Raw genomic sequence first — 18,115 nt, 5'->3', positions numbered from 1 at the left:
AATCTCCTCGCGTAGGCGTTTGCCGCCGGGAGACCTTGGATTACACTGCCCGGACGATGACCTCCCCGTCCCCCACCGCCCCGCCGGCACGGCCCGACGGCCCGCTGCCGCTGCGGGAGCGGAAGAAGCTGCGCACCCGCCGGGCGCTCGCCGAGGCGGCGCTCGCGCTGTTCAGCGAGCGCGGCTACGACGCGACGACGCTGGACGACGTGGTCGACGCGGTGGAGGTCTCCAAGCGGACGTTCTTCCGGAACTACGCCTGCAAGGAGGACGTCGCGCTCGCCCCCGAGCTGGAGCTGTGGGCCCACTACCGCACCGCGGTCAGGGACCGCCCACTGACCGGCTCACTGCTGACGTTCTATCAGGAGACGCTCTTCGAGACGTTGGCCGACATGAGCGACGACTGGGAGCGGCACTTCCTGACCAGCCGCAAGCTGGCCGAGAGCACCCCGGCGCTGACCGCGCACAGCCTGGAGAACTGCTCCAGGACCACCGAGGCGGTGATCGACGCGGTGATCGAGCGCCTCGGGCCCGGGCACCCGGATCCGATACGGCTGCGGCTGCCCCTGGAGGTCGTCATCGCGGCCTGGCGGTGGGCCCTGCACCGCTGGTCCTCCCGCCCCGGCGAACCGGCCCGGGAGGATCTGGTCGCCGAGATGCGGCAGGCCTTCGCCGCCATCGGCGACAGCATGCGGCTGACCCTCGACGACGCCTGACGCTCAGGATTCCCCCGGCGGCCCAGGGCCCCCGGGCGACCAGGTCCCCCCTGACGCCAAGGGCCCGCCGGCCACCCAAGCCCACCGGCCGCAAGCTCCTCCGGCCGCCCAAACCCCCCTGACACCAGGGCCCCCTGACACCAGGGCCCCCTGACACCCAGGGCCTCTTGACGCCCAAGCTCCCCCTGCCGGCAGGGCCCAGGGGCCGGGGGCCGACAGGGCGCCGCGAGCATGCCAAGAATGCGCCGCCACTCCCCCACTCGCGCTGGGGGGACCCCCTGTTTCAGGATCGCACGAAATGATCACACAGCGCAGCCCCCCTCTCGCGGTCTGTGGATAACTCCGCCTGACCCCGCCTCGCGCCTCACCCTTCCGGCCGGGCATCCATACGGAATACGTCTTTCGCCATACGAGAAGAAACGGATCTTTGACACCGCGGAAACCTCTCCCCGGCGATCCGTTCCTAGGGTGCACGCAGGGTTGACCACCTGTTCGGGAGCGCGCGGAGCCGAGGAGCCCCCTCACTGTCATGATCACGTTCGGCCATCCGGGCGGTGCCTCCCGCGCCCATGAGCCCTCGCGCCCGCGAGCCGGCCCTCGCGCCCCCGAGCACGCGTCACCAGCCGCACGGGCACGACCGCACGTCACGATCGGAGTACCGCCATGCCGAGGATCCCACGCCGCACGCCGCGACCATCCCTCGCGGTCGCCGCCACCACGGCCGCCGTCCTGGCCGCCACCGGCATCGCCCCGGCCTCCGGCGCGGCGGGTGGGGACGGCTCCCCGAGCAACCGCAGGGTGAAGGTGGGCGTGCTGGTCATCACCATGTTCGAGGGCGAGACCGCCCCGTGGCTGGCGAACGAGTCGCTGCCGCTCTCGGTCGACGTCCCGGGGGCGTACGGCCCGGTGCGCTGCGACACCGAAGGGCTGTGCGTCCTGACGACCGGGATGGGCAAGTCGAACGCGGCCGCCACCATGAGCGCCGTCCTGGACAGCCCGCGGCTCGACTTCGACGACGCCTACTTCCTGACCGCCGGCATCGCCGGAACGCCCCCGGAGAACGGGACGCTCGGCTTCGCCGCCTGGGCGCGCTGGATCGTCGACTACGACCTCGGCCACCACCTCCTGCCCGAGACCGCGCCGGACGTCCCCCACGGCTACCTGCCGCTGGACATGGACACCAGCGTCTTCCGCCTCAACGACGACCTGGTCGAGGAGGCCTACGAGCTGACCAAGGACCTGGAGCTGGCCGACAGCGAGCGGTCTCGGGAGATCCGCTCCCGCTACCCGGGCCAGGAGGGCGTGCGGCCCTACGTCACCGTCTGCGACACCGTGACCGGCGACGACTGGTTCTCCGGCCGGGAGCTCTCCGAACGGGCGGGCTACATCACGGACCTGCGGACGGACGGTCAGGGCGAGTACTGCACCACGCAGATGGAGGACAACGCCACCGCGACCGTCCTGGCGCGCCGCGGCCACCTCGACCGCTACCTCAACCTGCGCACCGCCAGCAACTTCGACCAGCCCTATCCGGGACAGAGCGTCACCGAGCACATCGCGACCGACTCCGGGGCCTACCGGTCCTCCGTCGACAACGCCTACCTGGTGGGCTCCACCGTCGCGGACCACCTCCTGGCGCACCCACCCGTCGACTGACCGGGCCGAGCGGTGGTGGACACTGACGGACGCTGAACGGACGCTGAACGGACGGCAACCGGGACGCCCGTCGCCCCCCAACGTGGAGCCGGTCGGCGGGCGCCTCGTCCGCCGACCGGCTCACCGTGTCCGTCGCACCAGCCCTCCGGTCACCCGGCGACATCCCGCACCCCCGGCACCACCCGCACAGCCCCCGAGAGGAAGCACAGCAGATGAGTTCCGACCTGGCCTCCGACGCCGCCGACGCGGCCGGTGCCTCCGGCTCCCCCGACGGCTCCCCCGACGGCGCCCGGACGGCGACGGCCCCGGCCCCGGCCGCTCCCGGCCGCAACGGACTGGATCGCTACTTCAAGATCACCGAACGTGGCTCCACCATCGCCCGCGAGGTCCGCGGCGGCGTGGCGACGTTCTTCACCATGGCCTACATCGTGGTGCTGAACCCGCTGATCATCGGCCTCGCCCCGGACGCCGACGGCGCGACCCTCGGCGTGCCCACGGTGGCGGCGGTGACCGCGCTGGTCGCGGGCGTGATGACGATCCTGATGGGCGTGGTCGGGCGCTACCCGTTCGCGATCGCCACCGGCCTGGGTCTGAACGCCTTCGTCGCCACCACCCTGGCGCCCCAGATGACCTGGGCCGACGCCATGGGTCTGGTGGTGCTGGAGGGCCTGATCATCACCGTTCTGGTGCTGACCGGCTTCCGCACCGCCGTGTTCAACGCCATCCCCGGCCAGCTCAAGACGGCGATCAGCGTCGGCATCGGCCTGTTCATCGCGCTGATCGGGCTGGTGGACGCCGGGTTCGTGCGACGCGTCCCGGACGCCGCGGGCACCACCGTCCCGGTGCAGCTGGGCGTCGGCGGCAACCTGCAGAGCTGGCCGGTGCTGGTCTTCGCCGTGGGCGTGCTGCTGATGGCGGTCCTGGTGGCCCGCCGGGTGCGGGGCGCCCTGCTGCTCGGCATCGTGGTCACCAGCCTGCTCGCCGTGATCGTGGAGACGGTCGCCGGAGTGGGCCCGACCGTGGCCGACGACGGCACCGTCAATCCGAACGGCTGGAGCCTGGTCGTCCCGGCGCTGCCGGACAGCGTCGCCTCCGCCCCGGACTTCGGCCTGCTCGGGCAGTTCAGCCTGCTCGGCTCCATCGAGCGGATCGGCGCGGTCGCCGCCCTGCTGTTCGTGTTCACCCTGGTGCTGGCCGACTTCTTCGACACCATGGGCACCGTGGTGGGTGTCGGCGCGGAGGGCAGGCTGCTCGACGACAAGGGGCGGCTGCCGGGCATCGGGCGCGTGCTCTTCGTGGACTCGCTCGCCGCGATAGCCGGCGGCGCCGGATCCACCTCCTCCAACACCACCTACATCGAGTCGGCCGCGGGTGTCGGCGAGGGTGCCCGCACCGGCCTGGCCAGCGTGGTCACCGGGGTGCTGTTCCTGCTCGCCACCCTGTTCACCCCGCTGGTCTCCGTGGTCCCCTCCGAGGCCGCCGGCGCCGCGCTGGTGGTCGTGGGCTTCCTGATGATCACGCAGATCCGGACGATCGACTTCGACGACCACGGGATCGCCATCCCGGCCTTCCTGACCATGATCGTCATGCCGTTCACCTACTCCATCACCAACGGCATCGGCGCCGGCCTGGTCGCCTACGTCGCCATCCGCACCGCCCAGGGCCGCGCCCGCGACATCCACCCGCTGCTGTGGATCGTCAGCGCGCTGTTCCTGGCCTACTTCGCCATCAGCCCGATCCAGGACCTGCTCGGCGTGGCCTGACGGCGCCCCGCGCCGCTCGCGGCTCAGCCGCCGGGGCGGCGCGGGATCCGCACCGCGAAGACCGCCATGTCGTCGTGGCCGTCGCCGGGGTGGTGCTCGGCCAGGGTGTCCACCAGGTCCCGCACCGGAAGGCCGGCGTGGGCGGTGGCGAGTTCGGCCAGCTCCCGCAGCCCGTCGTCGAGTGGGCGTTCCGGGTGCTCGACGAGCCCGTCGGTGAAGAACACCACGGTGGAGCCGGGAGGCAGCGGGTGGGTGTGGTCGGGGCGGTGGAGGGAGGTGTCCACGCCCAGCGGCAGGCCCGGCTCGGCCTCCAGGTACTCCGCCCGCCCGTCCGGGCCGATCAGCAGGGGCGGCACGTGGCCGGCCGAGCTCCACCGCAGCCTCCACCGGTCGCCGCGCGGTTCGATGCGGGCCAGGCAGGCGGTGGTGACCGGCAGTTCGGTGACGGCGTGCACGGTCTCGTCCAGCCGGTTCAGGACGGCGCTGGGCGGCCGGCGCCGGTCGTAGAGCAGGGCGCGCAGCATGCTGCGGGTCTGTGCCATGGCCGCCGCGGCCCGCAGGTCGTGCCCGACCACGTCGCCGATGACGACGGCCACCGCGTCGTCGGGCAGCACGACGGCGTCGTACCAGTCGCCGCCCAGGCGGCCGGGCGCGGCGGCCGGCCGGTAGACGGCGGCACCGGTGAAGGGCCGGATGTCGGGCAGGGTGGGCAGCAGGAGCCGCTGGAAGTGCTCGGCGCTCTCCCGGATCCGGGAGAACAGCCGGGCGTTCTCGATCGCGATGCCGGCGGCGCCGGCGAGGGCCACCACGATGTCCTCGTCCTCGCGGTCGAACGGCTGCCCGTCGCCGCGCTCGGTCAGGTACAGGTCGCCGTAGATCTCGCCGCGGACGCTGATGGCCACGCCGAGCAGGGTGCGCATCGGTGGGTGGCCGGGCGGGAACCCGACGGACGCGGGGTGGGAGGAGATGTCGTCCACCCGCGTCGGCTCCGGATGCCGGATCAGCTGCCCGAGCACGCCGCGGCCGTGTGGGAAGTCGATCCCGGCCAGGTCGGCGCGCTCCCGTTCGGACAGGCCGGCGGTGATGAACCGCTCCAGGTGTCCGCCGGACTCGGCCAGCACGCCCAGCGCCCCGTAGCGCGCGCCGACCAGTTCCATCGCCGTGGTGACGATCCGGTGCAGCACCCGCGGCAGCTCCACCTCCCGGCTGATCGCCAGCACCGCGCCCAGCAGGCCCTCGACCCGCTGCTTGGCCTGGGCGAGTTCCGCCAGCCGCCCCGCCAGGGTCTCCAGCTCTCCGCCCACGGAGCCGGCGCCCGAGCCGGCCCCCACGCCGTGCACCAGTCCGGAACCGGGGCCGGCATCGGGATCGGAACCGGGGCCGGGGTCGCTGGTCGGTCCTGGGCCTGTTTCTTCTCCTGCCATCACGCGCCTGGGGTCGAGGGTCGGTCCGCGAAGCGGTGGGAGCCCGCCCGCGCCACCCTAGGCAGCCGGCCCCGCCGGGGCGGCCAGGCTCGCCAGCGTGCCCGCCGGATTCGCCCGTCCGTCAGCGCCTGACGCAGGTGTACGCGCCGAAGAGGGAGCGGTGGAAGGTGGCGTCGACGATCTCGAATCCGGCGGCGGTCAGCATCGGTTCGAGCAGCCAGCGGAAGGTGCTGTGCTCGGTGCGGATGTGCGTCGCCAGTTCCTCGCGGGTGTACCCGCGCGCCGGGTCGTCCACCGCCTCGTCCAGCCAGGCGTCGAAGACGGCGGCGGCGTCGGCCGGCCGGAAGTCGTAGACGAGGTCGCGCAGCCGCAGCACGCCGCCCGGCCGGAGCATCCGGGCGACGCGGTCGAGCGCCACCGCCTTCCAGAAGTCGGGCAGCTGGTGCAGGGCGTGCCGGCTGTGCACGGCGTCGGCCGGCGGACCGGCGTGCCGGTAGCTGAGGAAGCCGGCCCGGACGCACTCGATGTTGGTCAGGCCGGCGTCGGCGGCGCGGGCGCGCAGGAAGTCGCCCATCGCCGGGGAGACGTCCACCGCCACCACGCGGCGGACCAGCGGGGCGACGGCGGTGGCGAACCGCCCGGGCCCGGCGCCCAGGTCGACCACCGTGGAGGAGGCGTCGACGCCGTGCGCGCGCAGCACCGCGATGTCCTCGTCCGGCGCGGCGCCGCCCTTGCGGTCGTAGCCGGCGACGTAGTCGGGATCGAGGTGCTCCGGGCCGGCGTGGGCGAGTTCGTCGAGCATCCAGGACTGGGTCATGGGGCGATGATGCCCGGTGGGCGCGCCGGCCCGCGCGCCGTTTTCCGGTGGCGGGACGGGCGCCGCGTCACGGCCGCCCGGCGCCGCGTCACGGCCGCTCGGCGCCGCGTCACGGCCGCTCGGCGCCGCGTCAGGCCTGCCCGGCGTCCTTCGCGGCCTTCGCGGCCCGCTTGGCCTCCTGTTTGAAGGCGCGGACCCTGGCCAGCGACTCGGGGCCGGTGATGTCGGCGACCGAGCGGTGGGAGCCGGGCTCGCCGTAGGCGCCGGCCGCCTCGCGCCAGCCCTCGGGGGTGATCCCGAACTGCTTGCCGAGCAGTGCGACGAAGATCTGCGCCTTCTGCCTGCCGAATCCGGGCAACGCGTTCAGCCGCCGCAGGAGTTCCTGGCCGGTCCCGGCGTCACGCCACAGCGCGGTGACGTCGCCGCCGTAGTGCTCCACCAGGTACTGGCACAGCTGCTGCACGCGCCGCGCCATGGACCCCGGGTAGCGGTGCACGGCGGGCTTGGCGGACAGCAGCGCGGCGAACGCCTCGGGGTCGTGGGCGGCGATCTCGTGCGCGTCCAGGTCGTCGCGGCCCAGGCGCTGCGCGATGGTGTAGGGGCCGGTGAACGCCCACTCCATCGGGATCTGCTGGTCGAGCAGCATCCCGATCAGGGCGGCCAGCGGGCTGCGCCCGAGCAGTTCGTCGGCCTCGGGCTGCTGGGCGAGGTGGACGGTGGTGTTCATGGGGGTGTCGCTCCTGGTGAGGACAGGGCGTTCCTGGTCGGGGGCGTGCCTGGTCGCGCGTCGGGCGGGGAGTGGTGACGTGCCGTGGCCCATCCTCACCCGCCGTCGCCACCGGTCGGCTGACCAACACGCTGACTGGCCCGCTGGGTGGATCACGGATCGTGACGGTCGCGGGGCTCCGACTCCGCCGGGCCCGGCTCGGCGCGACCTCCACGGGCCGCGCCGGCCGGCCCCGGACGGACCGGGGATCGCCCGGAGACCCCGTTCACCTGGCGTTCAATTTGGAGTACGGCAGTCTCGTAAACGTTGCCCGCGCCGGTCCGCTTGACCATGACACCGTGTGAGGCCCTGGAGTGGAGGAGTCATGTTCACCATCGGAGACTTCGCCAGGGTCGGCCGGGTGTCGGTCCGCATGCTGCGTCACTACGACGCCATCGGGCTGCTCCGCCCGGCCCACGTCGACCCGGCCAGCGGCTACCGCTTCTACGAGGCGGCCCAGCTCGCCCGGCTCAACCGGGTCATCGCCCTGAAGGACCTCGGCTTCACCCTCCAGCAGGTTCGGGACATCCTGGACCAGCGGGTGGGGGCCGAGGAACTGCGCGGCATGCTCAGGCTGCGCCGGGCGGAGCTGGAGGCGGCGATGGCCGCCGCCTCGGCCCGCCTGGTCCAGGTCGAGGCGCGGCTCCACAGCATCGAGAGGGAGGGCGCCATGCCCACCGACGACGTCGTGATCAAGCGTGTCCCGGCCGTCCGGGTCGCCGAGCTGACCGCGGTCGCGGCCAGCTTCGGCCCCGAGGACGTCGGGCCGACCATCAGCCCGCTGTTCGAGGAACTGTACCGGCGGCTGGAGGCCGCCGGCGTGGCCATCACCGGCCACAGCATCGCCTACTACGAGGCGGCCCCGGAGGAGGGCGACGGCGCGGTCGTCTGCCACGCCGCCTTCCCGGTGGCGGTGGCACCGGATCCGGGGTACGACTTCGCCGTCGTGGACCTGCCCGCGATCGAGAGCGCGGCGACCATCGTGCACCGCGGGCCGATGGACGGCGTCATGCCGACCGCGCAGGCCCTGTCGCGGTGGATCGACGCGAACGGGCACCGTTCCACCGGGTACGCCCGGGAGCTGTACCTGGAGTGCCCGGAGAACAAGGAGGAGTGGGTGACGGAGCTGCAGGAGCCCGTCGCGCGGGCGTGACCTCCTGATCCACCGATGCCCCCCGCCTCACGCGCGCCGTGCGTGAGGCGGGGGGCGTGGAGGGTGTCTGCGACCAGGACGTAGGGGCGGGGGCGGAGGGCACGCAGGTCGCGGCGGAGGCGGGGGAAGCGGATGTAGGGCGGGCCCTGCGGGACGTCGAACTCGGCCCAGGTTCGTTTGCCGCGCGGGGTCGGGTCGGTGCCGTGGCGGTGGGCGAGGGAGGTGACGAGGAGGAGGCCCCGGCCGGTCTCGTCTTCGTGGTCGGGCGTACGCGGGTGTGGTTGCTCGCTGCTGCCGTCGTAGACCTCGATGCGCAGGCACCGGCGGGCGAAGTGGACGCCGATGGTGATCACGATGCCGCCGGCGTGCAGCACGGCGTTGGTGACGAGCTCGGAGACGACGACCGGGAGCGAGTCGGCGGTGTCCGCGTCGAGCCGCAGCCCCCAGGAGCGGATGGTCAGCAGTACCCGGCGACGGACCGCCGGGACGGCGGCCGGGATCGCGGGGGCGAAGAACTTCAACGAGGGCATGGAGCGGACTCCTCGACGAGGGATCAGGCTGGTGATTAGTGAACCGCCACACAGTCACCCTCGGTATGGTGTCGAGCACGCAATGCGGTTTACCCGGTTTACGTTCATGGGGAGCGAACGTGACGACTCGACGGCAGCCGAACGACCGACTCCGTGACGCTATCGCCGCGACCGGATGGACGTACGAGGCCCTGGCCCACGCCGTCCGCCGGGTGGCAGCCGAGAACGGCGAGATCCTGCGGACCAACAAGTCGGCGGTGGCTCACTGGGTCGACGGAGCACGCCCGTCCGGCCGGGTCGGCCAGTACCTCGCTGAGGCGCTGTCCCGACGGGCAGGCCGACCGATCACCATGAGGGAGATCGGGTTGGAGCCCGTTGATGAGGAACTGCCGTTCGTTTCGGACCCGGTGGTGGCAGCAAGGGACCTCGGCAGGGCGGATCTCGAACGTCGGCGTTTCCTGTCCGCCGCCGCTTTCACCACGACTGCTCTGTCCCTGCCACTGAACTACGACCACGAGGCTGTCTCGCGAATGCTCCGCGTGCGCAGACAGAGCGCACACGCCGGTTTGGCTGAGATCAACGTGGTGCGAGAGATCACGGCCGTTTTCAGTGCGGCGGACGAACGTCTCGGCGGCGGCCATGGCCTGACGACAGTAACCGCGTACCTTGCGGACACGGCCGCGCCATTGTTGGTGGCACGTTTTCCGTCGGAGGACGTCCGGCGCCAAGCATTCGCGGCCGTCGCGGAACTGGCGTACCTGGCCGGCTGGAAGCACCACGACCTGGGTCAGGAGGGTGCCGCGCAGCGCTATTACCTCGTGGGCTACCAACTGGCGTGTGAGGCCGATCCACACGGCCATGCCGGCTGGATGATGCGCGCCATGGCCCATCAGGCCCTGTCGCTCAAGCAACCACGCCACTGCGTCGCCCTGGTCCAAGGTGCTCTGCGTCGCAGCGTGGGACACGTGGACGGCCGAACGGAGGCACTGCTCCACATCACCCACGCCCGGGCACACGCCGCCGCAAAGGACAAGGTGGCGGCCGCTCGTGCCCTCCTCGCGGCCGAGAACGCCCTCGCGAGAGACGAGGAACCCCAACCTTCGTTTTCGGCGGTCAGCGGTCCGGCGGAAGGCACCATCGCTAGCCATACAGCCAGGACACTGACCGATCTCGCCGACCATGCCGGAACAGAGAGACAACATCGGGCGGCACTTGTTCGCTGGGACCTCAGGAAGTACAAGCGGGTACACATGCTCACCTACGCCGATCTTGGGGACTGCCTGGCCGCTCAGGCGAAGGCGGACGAGGCCGTGGCAGCGTGGGGGCAGGCGCTCGACCTCATGGAGGGTGTGTCATCAGACCGGACCCGCAAGGCCATCACGTACATCCGCCCCACCCTTGCGACCTACATCCGCCGGCGGGTTCCGGGGGCTGTGGAGCTCGATCGCCGCGCCCGTGAAGCACTGCTCTAGCCTGGGTTCCACGATTCACGGCTGGAGGTCGACCATGGCAGAGCCCACCACCGAAGAAGCACACGCACTGAAACCGGCACTTGGGTCAATGACGCTGCTCGTGGCTGCCGTGATCGTCCACGACAGGGAAACCGACCGCGTCGTACTGCTTCAGCGCGGCCCTGGGGCCAAGTTCGCGCGGGGAATGTGGGACCTTCCGGTGGGTAAGAGCGATCCCGGTGAGCCGATCATCGAGACCGCCGTCCGCGAGTTGCGAGAGGAAACTGGCCTGGTGGTCGATCCCCAGTCCCTCCGACTTGCGCACGTGATTCACGGGGCGTTCGGCGTGGAAGCTCCCAACGGATTTCTGACGGTGGTATTCGTCGCCCACGACTGGACCGGAGAGCTTCTGAACGGCGAGCCCAGCAAGCATGCCCAGGTGTGCTGGGTTGATGTGAAGGAGATCCCCCAAGAGTTCGTGCCGACAACCGCCAGCGCACTCAACAGATATCTCCACGGCGGCCCGCAGGTCACGCTGGATGGATGGAGTTAGGCCGCGCCCGTGCTTGCCTCGCGGCAGTCTCGGCAGAGGCCGGGTGCTGGTCCACGGAAGCAGCGGTCGCAGCCGTCGCAGGTGTGTAGCGGCAGGGGTGCGGGCTGCGATCTCGGCGGGCTGGCCGGCAGGGCCGGGGGAAGCCCTGCGATCAGGCGGTGGCGCAGCAGGCCGTAAGGGCTGCGCAGGCCCGTCGGCAGATCCCGGGTGAGCGTCCGCACGACCTCCTCGGCGCTCACACCGCGCTCCAACCAGACCCCCGCCAGCGGGGCCAGCGCCCTCACGGCCGACTCGGAGAGCAGCAACGCGGGCGCAGCCGCGCGGAGGCCGGACAGCAGGTCGGCGGCGGGGTCTCCGCCCCGCGGCGCGGGTGCGGGTGTGGGCGAAGACGGCTGGGGCGGGGTGGGCTCGGCGGCCGGCGGAGTCTCCCGCGCGGCCGGGTTGTCGTGGGCGACCGTGCGCGTGGTGATCCGCCCGTCCGGAAGCCGCTCGCGGCGACGCTCCAGATACCCCGCCGCCTCCAACTCCCGCAGCGCACGGGCAATGGTGACCTCGCCCTCCTGGAAGCGCCCGGCCAGCAGTTTGATGGAGATCCGCCTGCCGTCCGGCAGCGACAGGATGTACAGCGCCAGCCCGCGCGCCACCAGCGAGAGCGTCCGGTGCTGGGCGAGGTGGTTGCCAATCTTGGTGTAGCCGGAGGTGTGGCGGTACCGCACGTGGTACACGCCCGCCTGTGGAGAGCGCGGAGGCGCCGCAGCGCCCGCGCTAGACTGCGCGATAGCCATGGGGAAGGTCGTAGCTTCCTTGATGGTCAGGCCCTCGGCCGGGATGCCAGTCCCGTCGGGGGCCGTCGTCGTTTGTGGGGTTGTCGCGGAGCAGCATAGCGGGCCGAACGCGTGCCGTGGGCACGGAGTGACCACCAGTCACCCATCCGTGTGCAGCGCACGGGTTGGGGTGGGAGGGGTGGTGTTCCCCGGTCCTGACAGGGACGGCGGGGCCGGCCGGGTCCCGGTCGGCCGGGACGTGGCGCCGCACGATCCGGTGCCGGCCGGCCGATGCGCGCTACAGACCGTAGAAGTCCGCCGCCGTGCCGCCGAAGACCCGCTCCCGCTCGGCCGGCGACAGACCGGCCACCAACTCCTCCGCCGCCCCGACCACCTCCGCGTAGGAGGCGGCCAGCAGGCACACCGGCCAGTCGGAGCCGAACATCAGCCGCTCCGGCCCGAACACCTCCAGCACGGTCTCCGCGTACGGCCGCAGCATCGCCACCGTCCAGCCATCACCCCCCGGCGAGCCGACCAGCGCCGCCTCGGTGACCATCCCGGACAGCTTGCAGCAGACGTTGGGCTCGGCCGCCAACTCGCGGATCCGCCCCGCCCACGGCTCCAACTCCCGCACGGCGATCGGCGGCTTGGAGAGGTGGTCCAGGACGAAGCCCACCTCCGGCAGCGCCCGCACCGTGTCGATCGCCGCCGGCAACTGGTGCGGCAGGGTGAGCAGGTCGTACCGCAGCCCGGCCGCGCCCACCGCACGCAGCCCGCGCCGCACGTCCGGCCGGTTCAGCCAGGCCGGATCCGCCTCCCCCTGCACGAGATGGCGGATCCCCACCAGCCGGTCCCCGCCCGGCCCCTCGGCGAGGCGGGCGAGGACGTCCGCGATGTCGGGCGCGGTGAGGTCCACCCAGCCGACCACACCTCCGATGAGTTCGCTGCCGGCCGCGAGCGCCAGGAACTCCTCGGTCTCCCCGACGTCCGGCAGCACCTGCACCAGCACGGTCCGCTCGATCCCGGCCGCCTCGGCGAGCGGGGCGAGGTCGGAGGCGGAGAACCCCCGGTGGATGGGGTCCATGCCGGGCTCGGTGAGCCAGGCGTGGTCGCGGCGGGCGGGGTCCCAGACGTGGTGGTGCGCGTCGATCCGGGTCATGCGCGGCCTCCTGGACGCTGCGTCGGGCGCGGGGAGCGTAACAGGGAGATCCGATGTCCGGTAGGCCGCCGGCCGCCCCAGCGCCCGGCGTTCGATCCCGTGTCCGTCGACGGCGTTCCCCCGGTCGCCGCTTGACGTTGAGTGTGCTCCAAGTGCGAACGTAGTCCCCGGGTCGATCATGTGATCGGCGATCCGCGTCGAACGGGAGGCAACATGCGCACCACCACACTCGGCAGCAAGGGTCCCGAGGTCGGAGTGATCGGCCTGGGCTGCATGGGCATGACGCACGCCTACGACCCGACCGGCCGGGACGAGGCCACCTCCATCTCGGTGATCCACCGCGCCCTCGAACTGGGCGTCACCCTGATCGACACGGCCGACGTCTACGGCCCGTTCACCAACGAGGACCTGGTGGGGAAGGCGCTGCGCGGCCGGCGCGAGCAGGCCGTGCTGGCCACCAAGGTGGGCCTGCTGGTGGGCGGCGCGCCCGACGCCAACCCGCCGGGCCTGATCCGCAACGGGCGTCCGGAGTACGTCCGTGAGGCCATCGACGCCAGCCTGCGCCGCCTCGGCACCGACCACGTGGACCTCTACCAGCTGCACCGGGTCGACCCCGAGGTGCCGATCGAGGAGACCTGGGGCGCGCTGGCGGAGGCCGTCGCCGCCGGCAAGGCGCTGCGGATCGGGCTGTCCGAGGTCTCGGTGGAGGAGATCAAGCGCGCCCAGGCCGTGCACCCGGTGGCCTCCGTGCAGTCGGAGCTCTCGCTGTGGACCAGGGACCCGCTGGCGGAGGTCCTGCCCTACTGCGAGGAGCAGGGCATCGCCTTCCTCCCGTTCTCCCCGCTCGGCCGGGGCTTCCTGGCCGGCCGGTTCGCCAGCGGCGCCGACCTGCCCGAGGGCGACTGGCGCGCCCGGCTGCCGCGCTTCCAGGACGAGGCGCTGCGCGCCAACCAGGCGATCGTGGACGCCGTGAAGGCGATCGCGGCGCGGCGCGAGGTGACCCCGGCGCAGGTGGCGCTGGCCTGGGTGGTGGCGCAGGGCGAGTACGTGGTGCCGATCCCGGGCACCAAGACCCCCAAGTACCTGGAGGACAACGCCGGCGCCGCCGACCTGACCCTCACCCCCGAGGACCTCGCCGAGCTCGACGCCCTCCCCGCCCCGGTCGGCTCCCGCTACTGACTCCGGCGCGGCCCCGGCGGGCGCGGTTGGGGCGCGTTCTCTCTCCCTGGGTGGGCGGCCGTCGCCCACCCAGGGAGGGGAGCCGACCGCTGGAGTGAATGAGTGATGGGGGGCGGTGGGGGGAGGGAGGGAGGGGTCGCGGAGGGAGGGAGCGCGCGGAAGGAGGAAGCGCGGAGGCTGGCCGGGGGCACGGAGGGAGGAGCTGCAGAGGGAGGGAGCGCGCGGAGGGAGGGAACGCGGAGGCCTGCCGAGGGCGCGGGCCGACTTCCGCAGCGTGGCACTCTCGATTCGTGGCCAACGCCCTGTAGGGAGCCCCAGGGGGACCCCCTTTCTTAAAGGTCTCACGGAACATCGGCGTGGCGGGAGGCCCTCTTTCGAGCTGTGGAAAACTCCTGGCGGAGCCATGCCAAACAGCGAGGCCAGTGTGGCACCGCCGGTCCAGGTACGGCTGCGCCACCGCTCCCAGCACGGCGCCCTCCGCCCCGGGCATGGCGCCGTCCGTCCGGGCACGGCGCCGTCGGTGGAAAACCATGGGCGAGGCGGATCGGCGGGGCGCTACCGTCGCTGCTCCGGGGAGGGAACGGGCGTCATCGGGCGCCCCATCCCGGTACGGAGGCGCCCCCTCCGGCACGGAGGTGGCACCTCCAGGACGGACGCGGCGCCTCCGGCGGGGAGGTGCCCTCCGGCAACGGGCGAAGGGAGCCGACCGTCATGACCACGCGCACGACGACGCTGTGGCGGCCCACCGGCCCCGAGGAGCTGGAGCTGGTCCGGCAGTCGGACTGGCGGGCGTGGCCGCCGCGCCTGCCGGAGCAGCCGATCTTCTATCCCGTGCTGAACGAGGACTACGCGGTCCGGATCGCCCGGGACTGGAACGTCCCGCACCACGGCGTCGGCTACGTCACCCGCTTCGAGGTGGACAGCGCCTTCCTGGAGCGCTACCCCGTCCAGCAGGCCGGCGGGCGCACCATCCTGGAGCTGTGGGTGCCGGCGGAGGAGCTGGACGAGTTCAACGCGCACATCGTGGGGCGGATCGAGGTCGTGCGGGAGTTCCGCTGACCTGGGGTTCGCCCGGCCGGTGCGGCCCAGGGCAACCCCCGGGCCCCACCGGCCCCACCGGCGGGCGCGGCGTCCTAGCGGCCCAGGGCCTGGACGGCTCGGCGCACCATCGGTCTGCGCAGCATGGCGCCGATGGTGGTGCGGCCCTCGCAGATGTGCACGAAGGCGTTCCAGGCCGGGCGCATCAGCGTTATGGCGGCGTGCAGGGTCTGCGGGTGCCGCTCGAAGCGGGCGAGCATCTCCCGCCCCACCTTCATCTCCAGCCCCAGGGTGGACTCGATGGCGGTGGCGTAGCCGTCCGTGGCCACCTTGACGTCCGCCTCGGTGGTGGCGGTGGCGACGCGCGCCGCCTGCCGCCCGGCCAGCCGGCCGGAGCGCACCGCGTAGGAGATGCCCTCGCGGGTCCACGGCTCCAGCAGGCCGGCCGCGTCGCCGGCGACCAGCACCCGGCCGCGGTGCAGCGGGGAGTGCGGGGAGCGGCAGCGCGTCAGGTGGCCGGAGGAGATCCGCGGCGGGAAGCCGGCCAGGCCCAGCCGGTCGATGAAGGTGCGTAGGTAGGCGCGGGTCTGTTCGCCCTGGCCGCGGGCGGCGATGACGCCGACGGTGAGGGTGTCGCCCTTCGGGAAGACCCAGCCGTAGGAGCCGGGCAGCGGGCCCCAGTCGATCAGCAGCCGGCCGGCCCAGTCCTCCGCGACGCTCGGCGGGACCGGGATCTCCGCCTCCAGGCCCAGGTCGACCTGGGAGAACTCCACGCCGACGTGCGCGGCGGTGCGGCCGGCGCTGCCGTCCGCGCCGACCACGGCGCGGGCCCGGATCCGGGCGCCGTCGGCGCAGACGACGGTGACCGCGGGCGCCGCCGCCTCGGACCGGTCGGCGGACGCGGCGTCGGAGTCGTCCACGCCCTGTTCGACGCGGGCGACGGCCCGGCCGGTGAGCAGCCGGGCGCCGGCCTGTTCGGCGCGGCGGGCCAGGGCGGCGTCGAAGTCCTCGCGGGAGACCATGCCGAGCAGGGTGCGGCGTGCGCCGCGGGTGCGGGCGAAGCGTCCGTCGTGGGTGAAGGTCACCGAGTTGACGGTGGAGCGCAGCGGGATGCGGAAGCCGGGCGGCAGGCTGTCCCGGGTGATGCCGATGATGCCGCCGCCGCAGGTCTTGTAGCGGGGCAGTTCGGCCTTCTCCAGCAGCAGGACGGAGCGCCCGGCGGTGGCCGCCTCGTACGCGGCGCAGGAGCCGGCCGGGCCGGCGCCGATCACCACCACGTCCCACACACCGTCACCGTTCGGCGGCGTCAGCCCCGCGCCGGTGTCCTCGGCCGCGGCCGGCGCCTGGCCGGGCGCGCCCGCTTCGTCTCGCTCGTCGACGTGATCCCTGGTCATGGGCACCAAGCCTAAGACCGGGCGGTGTCCGGGTGCTGGCGCGGGGAGGGGGCCGTGCGGGTGGGCCCGGACTCCGCTTCGGCGGCCCGTTCGGGCGGCCGGGGGAAACGGTGGACGGCCGGCGCACACGGCCTGCGGCGGGCGGCTGCCGACTTCCGGCCGGCGAAACGTTGGACGGCCGGCGCAGCGGTCGGCCGGCGCAACGGTCGGCCGGGTGGGCGGGAGTGCGGGATCATGAGGTGCGGTGCGACGGAGCACGGCAGGGACGGGAGGTATTCGATGGTGGACGGTGCGCTGGCGGAAGCGGTGCGGTCGTTGATGCCCCGGGCGCGGCGGGAGTTGGCCGAGTTGGTGGCGTTCCGTTCGGTCGCCAACCCGTCGCTGTTCCCGGTGGAGGAGTGTCGGGCCTCGGCGCGCTGGGTGGCGGACGCCCTGGCCGCCGAGGGCGTGCCGGACGTACGGCTGCTCGAGGTGCCGGACGGCAGCACCGCCGTGTACGGGCACCTGCCGGGGCCGGACGGCGCCCCGACCGTCCTGCTGTACGCCCACCACGACGTGCAGCCGCCGCTGGACGAGGCGGCGTGGACGTCCCCCCCGTTCGAGCTCACCGAGCGGGACGGCCGCTGGTACGGGCGCGGGGCGGCGGACTGCAAGGGCAACATCCTGATGCACCTGACGGCGCTGCGGGCGCTGCGGCAGGTGGCGGGCGTCAAGCGGGACGGTGCCACCGGGGTGCGGGCGGTCGGGGAGGGCCTGGCCGGGGAGGCCGTCGCGCCGTTGCCGGTGACCGTGAAGGTCATCGTGGACGGTTCGGAGGAACAGGGCACGGGCGGGCTGGAGCGGTACGTCGCGGCCCATCCGGAGCTGCTGGCCGCGGACGCGATCGTGGTCGGGGACGCGGGGAACTTCGCGACGGGGGTGCCGACGGCGACGACGTCGCTGCGCGGGACGGTGGTGCTGCGGGTGACGGTGCGCACGCTGGCCGGCAACCTGCACTCCGGGCAGTTCGGGGGCGCGGCGCCGGACGCCCTGGCGGCGCTGATCCGGCTGCTGGACGGTCTGCGCGACGAGCACGGCGGGACGGCGGTCCCGGGGCTGGAGTCGTACCAGGCGTGGGAGGGGCTGGAGTACCCGGAGGGGCGTTTCCGCGAGGACGCCGGAGTGCTGGACGGGGTGGAGCTGATCGGCACCGGTTCGGTGGCGGACCGGTTGTGGGCCCGACCGGCGATCACCGTGGTCGGCATCGACGCGCCGTCGGTGGACGGCGCGGTGCCGGCGATCCAGTCCCGGGCGCGGGCGCTGCTGAGCCTGCGGGTGCCGCCGGGCACGGACGCCGAGGCGGCGCGGCGGGCGCTGGTGTCGCACCTGGAGGGGGCGGCGCCGTGGGGGGCGCGGGTGGAGGTGGAGCCGTGGGGGACGCCGGCGCAGCCGATGCGGGCGGACACCTCGGGGCCGGCGTACGCGGCGCTGGGCGAGGCGATGCGGGAGGCGTTCGGGCGGGAGATGGTGCTGGCCGGTCAGGGCGGTTCCATCCCGCTGTGCGAGCTGCTGCGGCGGACGTACCCGGAGGCGGAGATGGTGCTGCTGGGGGTGGAGGATCCGGGCGCCCGGATCCACGCGGTGGACGAGAGCGTGGATCCGGGGGAGCTGGAGCGGATGGCGCTGGCCGAGGCGCTGTTCCTGCGGGGCTACGCGGCGCGCTGGACGGGTCGCCCGGCGCGGCGGTCCGGGGTGGGGGCCGCGGGGGCGTAG

At 73.2% G+C, this 18,115-nt stretch carries 15 protein-coding genes and 1 pseudogene; 9 read left to right on the top strand and 7 right to left on the bottom strand.

Features of this window, described 5'->3' with window-relative positions; genetic code table 11:
• The first annotated feature begins 56 nt into the window (after window positions 1-56).
• The 3 genes from FHU37_RS22090 to FHU37_RS22080 all read left to right on the top strand — a co-directional run bounded on the left by FHU37_RS22090 (window position 57) and on the right by FHU37_RS22080 (window position 4,135).
• A complete protein-coding gene (locus FHU37_RS22090; protein ID WP_179815849.1) occupies window positions 57-716 on the top strand; it encodes a TetR/AcrR family transcriptional regulator in 660 nt (219 codons plus the stop codon).
• Between the two features lie 663 nt (window positions 717-1,379).
• Complete coding sequence (locus FHU37_RS22085; RefSeq protein ID WP_179815848.1) at window positions 1,380-2,372, top strand: purine-nucleoside phosphorylase; 993 nt, start codon at window positions 1,380-1,382, stop codon at window positions 2,370-2,372.
• A gap of 212 nt (window positions 2,373-2,584) precedes the next feature.
• Entirely contained in the window at window positions 2,585-4,135 is a 1,551-nt protein-coding gene (locus tag FHU37_RS22080; RefSeq protein ID WP_179815847.1) for an NCS2 family permease, read from the top strand.
• Window positions 4,136-4,158: 23 nt separating this feature from the next.
• On the opposite strand, the gene FHU37_RS22075 is transcribed toward FHU37_RS22080, so the two are convergent.
• The 3 genes from FHU37_RS22075 to FHU37_RS22065 all read right to left on the bottom strand — a co-directional run bounded on the left by FHU37_RS22075 (window position 4,159) and on the right by FHU37_RS22065 (window position 7,103).
• Window positions 4,159-5,466 carry a PP2C family protein-serine/threonine phosphatase gene (locus FHU37_RS22075; protein ID WP_312892719.1) on the bottom strand — a complete coding sequence of 436 codons (1,308 nt, stop codon included), beginning with the start codon at window positions 5,464-5,466 and terminating at the stop codon, window positions 4,159-4,161.
• A 214-nt stretch (window positions 5,467-5,680) separates the two neighbouring features.
• Window positions 5,681-6,376 carry a class I SAM-dependent methyltransferase gene (locus FHU37_RS22070; protein ID WP_179815845.1) on the bottom strand — a complete coding sequence of 232 codons (696 nt, stop codon included), beginning with the start codon at window positions 6,374-6,376 and terminating at the stop codon, window positions 5,681-5,683.
• A 130-nt stretch (window positions 6,377-6,506) separates the two neighbouring features.
• Entirely contained in the window at window positions 6,507-7,103 is a 597-nt protein-coding gene (locus FHU37_RS22065; RefSeq protein WP_179815844.1) for an HhH-GPD-type base excision DNA repair protein, read from the bottom strand.
• Window positions 7,104-7,467: 364 nt separating this feature from the next.
• Here FHU37_RS22065 and FHU37_RS22060 point away from each other — a divergent pair, with 364 nt between their 5' ends.
• The gene (locus tag FHU37_RS22060) at window positions 7,468-8,295 is read left to right on the top strand and encodes a MerR family transcriptional regulator (protein WP_179815843.1); all 828 of its coding nucleotides are present in this window, start codon (window positions 7,468-7,470) and stop codon (window positions 8,293-8,295) included.
• Window positions 8,296-8,474: 179 nt separating this feature from the next.
• Here FHU37_RS22060 and FHU37_RS29610 read toward each other — a convergent pair.
• A pseudogene (locus tag FHU37_RS29610) lies at window positions 8,475-8,825 on the bottom strand (ATP-binding protein); the annotation flags it as partial.
• 65 nt (window positions 8,826-8,890) lie between these two features.
• Here FHU37_RS29610 and FHU37_RS22050 point away from each other — a divergent pair.
• Together FHU37_RS22050 and FHU37_RS22045 are read left to right on the top strand one after the other, a co-directional pair.
• Window positions 8,891-10,297, top strand: a complete 1,407-nt coding sequence (locus FHU37_RS22050; protein WP_218904114.1) for an NsdA family TPR-like regulatory protein — start codon at window positions 8,891-8,893, stop codon at window positions 10,295-10,297.
• 34 nt (window positions 10,298-10,331) lie between these two features.
• Window positions 10,332-10,829, top strand: coding sequence for an NUDIX domain-containing protein (locus tag FHU37_RS22045; RefSeq protein WP_179815841.1), 498 nt, complete (start codon window positions 10,332-10,334; stop codon window positions 10,827-10,829).
• Here the strand turns inward: FHU37_RS22045 and FHU37_RS22040 are convergent.
• Window positions 10,826-11,554: a helix-turn-helix domain-containing protein gene (locus FHU37_RS22040; protein ID WP_312892718.1), complete on the bottom strand. Its 729-nt coding sequence runs from the start codon at window positions 11,552-11,554 to the stop codon at window positions 10,826-10,828. The two genes, FHU37_RS22045 and FHU37_RS22040, sit on opposite strands and share 4 nt — an antisense overlap.
• A 337-nt stretch (window positions 11,555-11,891) precedes the next feature.
• Window positions 11,892-12,752, bottom strand: coding sequence for an amidohydrolase family protein (locus FHU37_RS22035; RefSeq protein ID WP_179815839.1), 861 nt, complete (start codon window positions 12,750-12,752; stop codon window positions 11,892-11,894).
• Window positions 12,753-12,965: 213 nt separating this feature from the next.
• On the opposite strand from FHU37_RS22035, the gene FHU37_RS22030 reads away from it, so the two are divergent.
• A complete protein-coding gene (locus FHU37_RS22030; protein WP_179815838.1) occupies window positions 12,966-13,931 on the top strand; it encodes an aldo/keto reductase in 966 nt (321 codons plus the stop codon).
• Between the two features lie 711 nt (window positions 13,932-14,642).
• A complete protein-coding gene (locus FHU37_RS22025) occupies window positions 14,643-14,990 on the top strand; it encodes a hypothetical protein (RefSeq protein WP_179815837.1) in 348 nt (115 codons plus the stop codon).
• A gap of 74 nt (window positions 14,991-15,064) precedes the next feature.
• On the opposite strand, the gene FHU37_RS22020 is transcribed toward FHU37_RS22025, so the two are convergent.
• Window positions 15,065-16,363: a geranylgeranyl reductase family protein gene (locus FHU37_RS22020; protein ID WP_179815836.1), complete on the bottom strand. Its 1,299-nt coding sequence runs from the start codon at window positions 16,361-16,363 to the stop codon at window positions 15,065-15,067.
• A gap of 279 nt (window positions 16,364-16,642) precedes the next feature.
• Here FHU37_RS22020 and FHU37_RS22015 point away from each other — a divergent pair, with 279 nt between their 5' ends.
• Window positions 16,643-18,115, top strand: a complete 1,473-nt coding sequence (locus FHU37_RS22015; RefSeq protein ID WP_179815835.1) for a dipeptidase — start codon at window positions 16,643-16,645, stop codon at window positions 18,113-18,115.

Source organism: Allostreptomyces psammosilenae, from assembly GCF_013407765.1.
Taxonomy (GTDB): domain Bacteria; phylum Actinomycetota; class Actinomycetes; order Streptomycetales; family Streptomycetaceae; genus Allostreptomyces; species Allostreptomyces psammosilenae.
The sequence above is the reverse complement of the archived record's forward strand: the minus strand, read 5'-3'. Positions and strand labels throughout refer to the sequence as shown.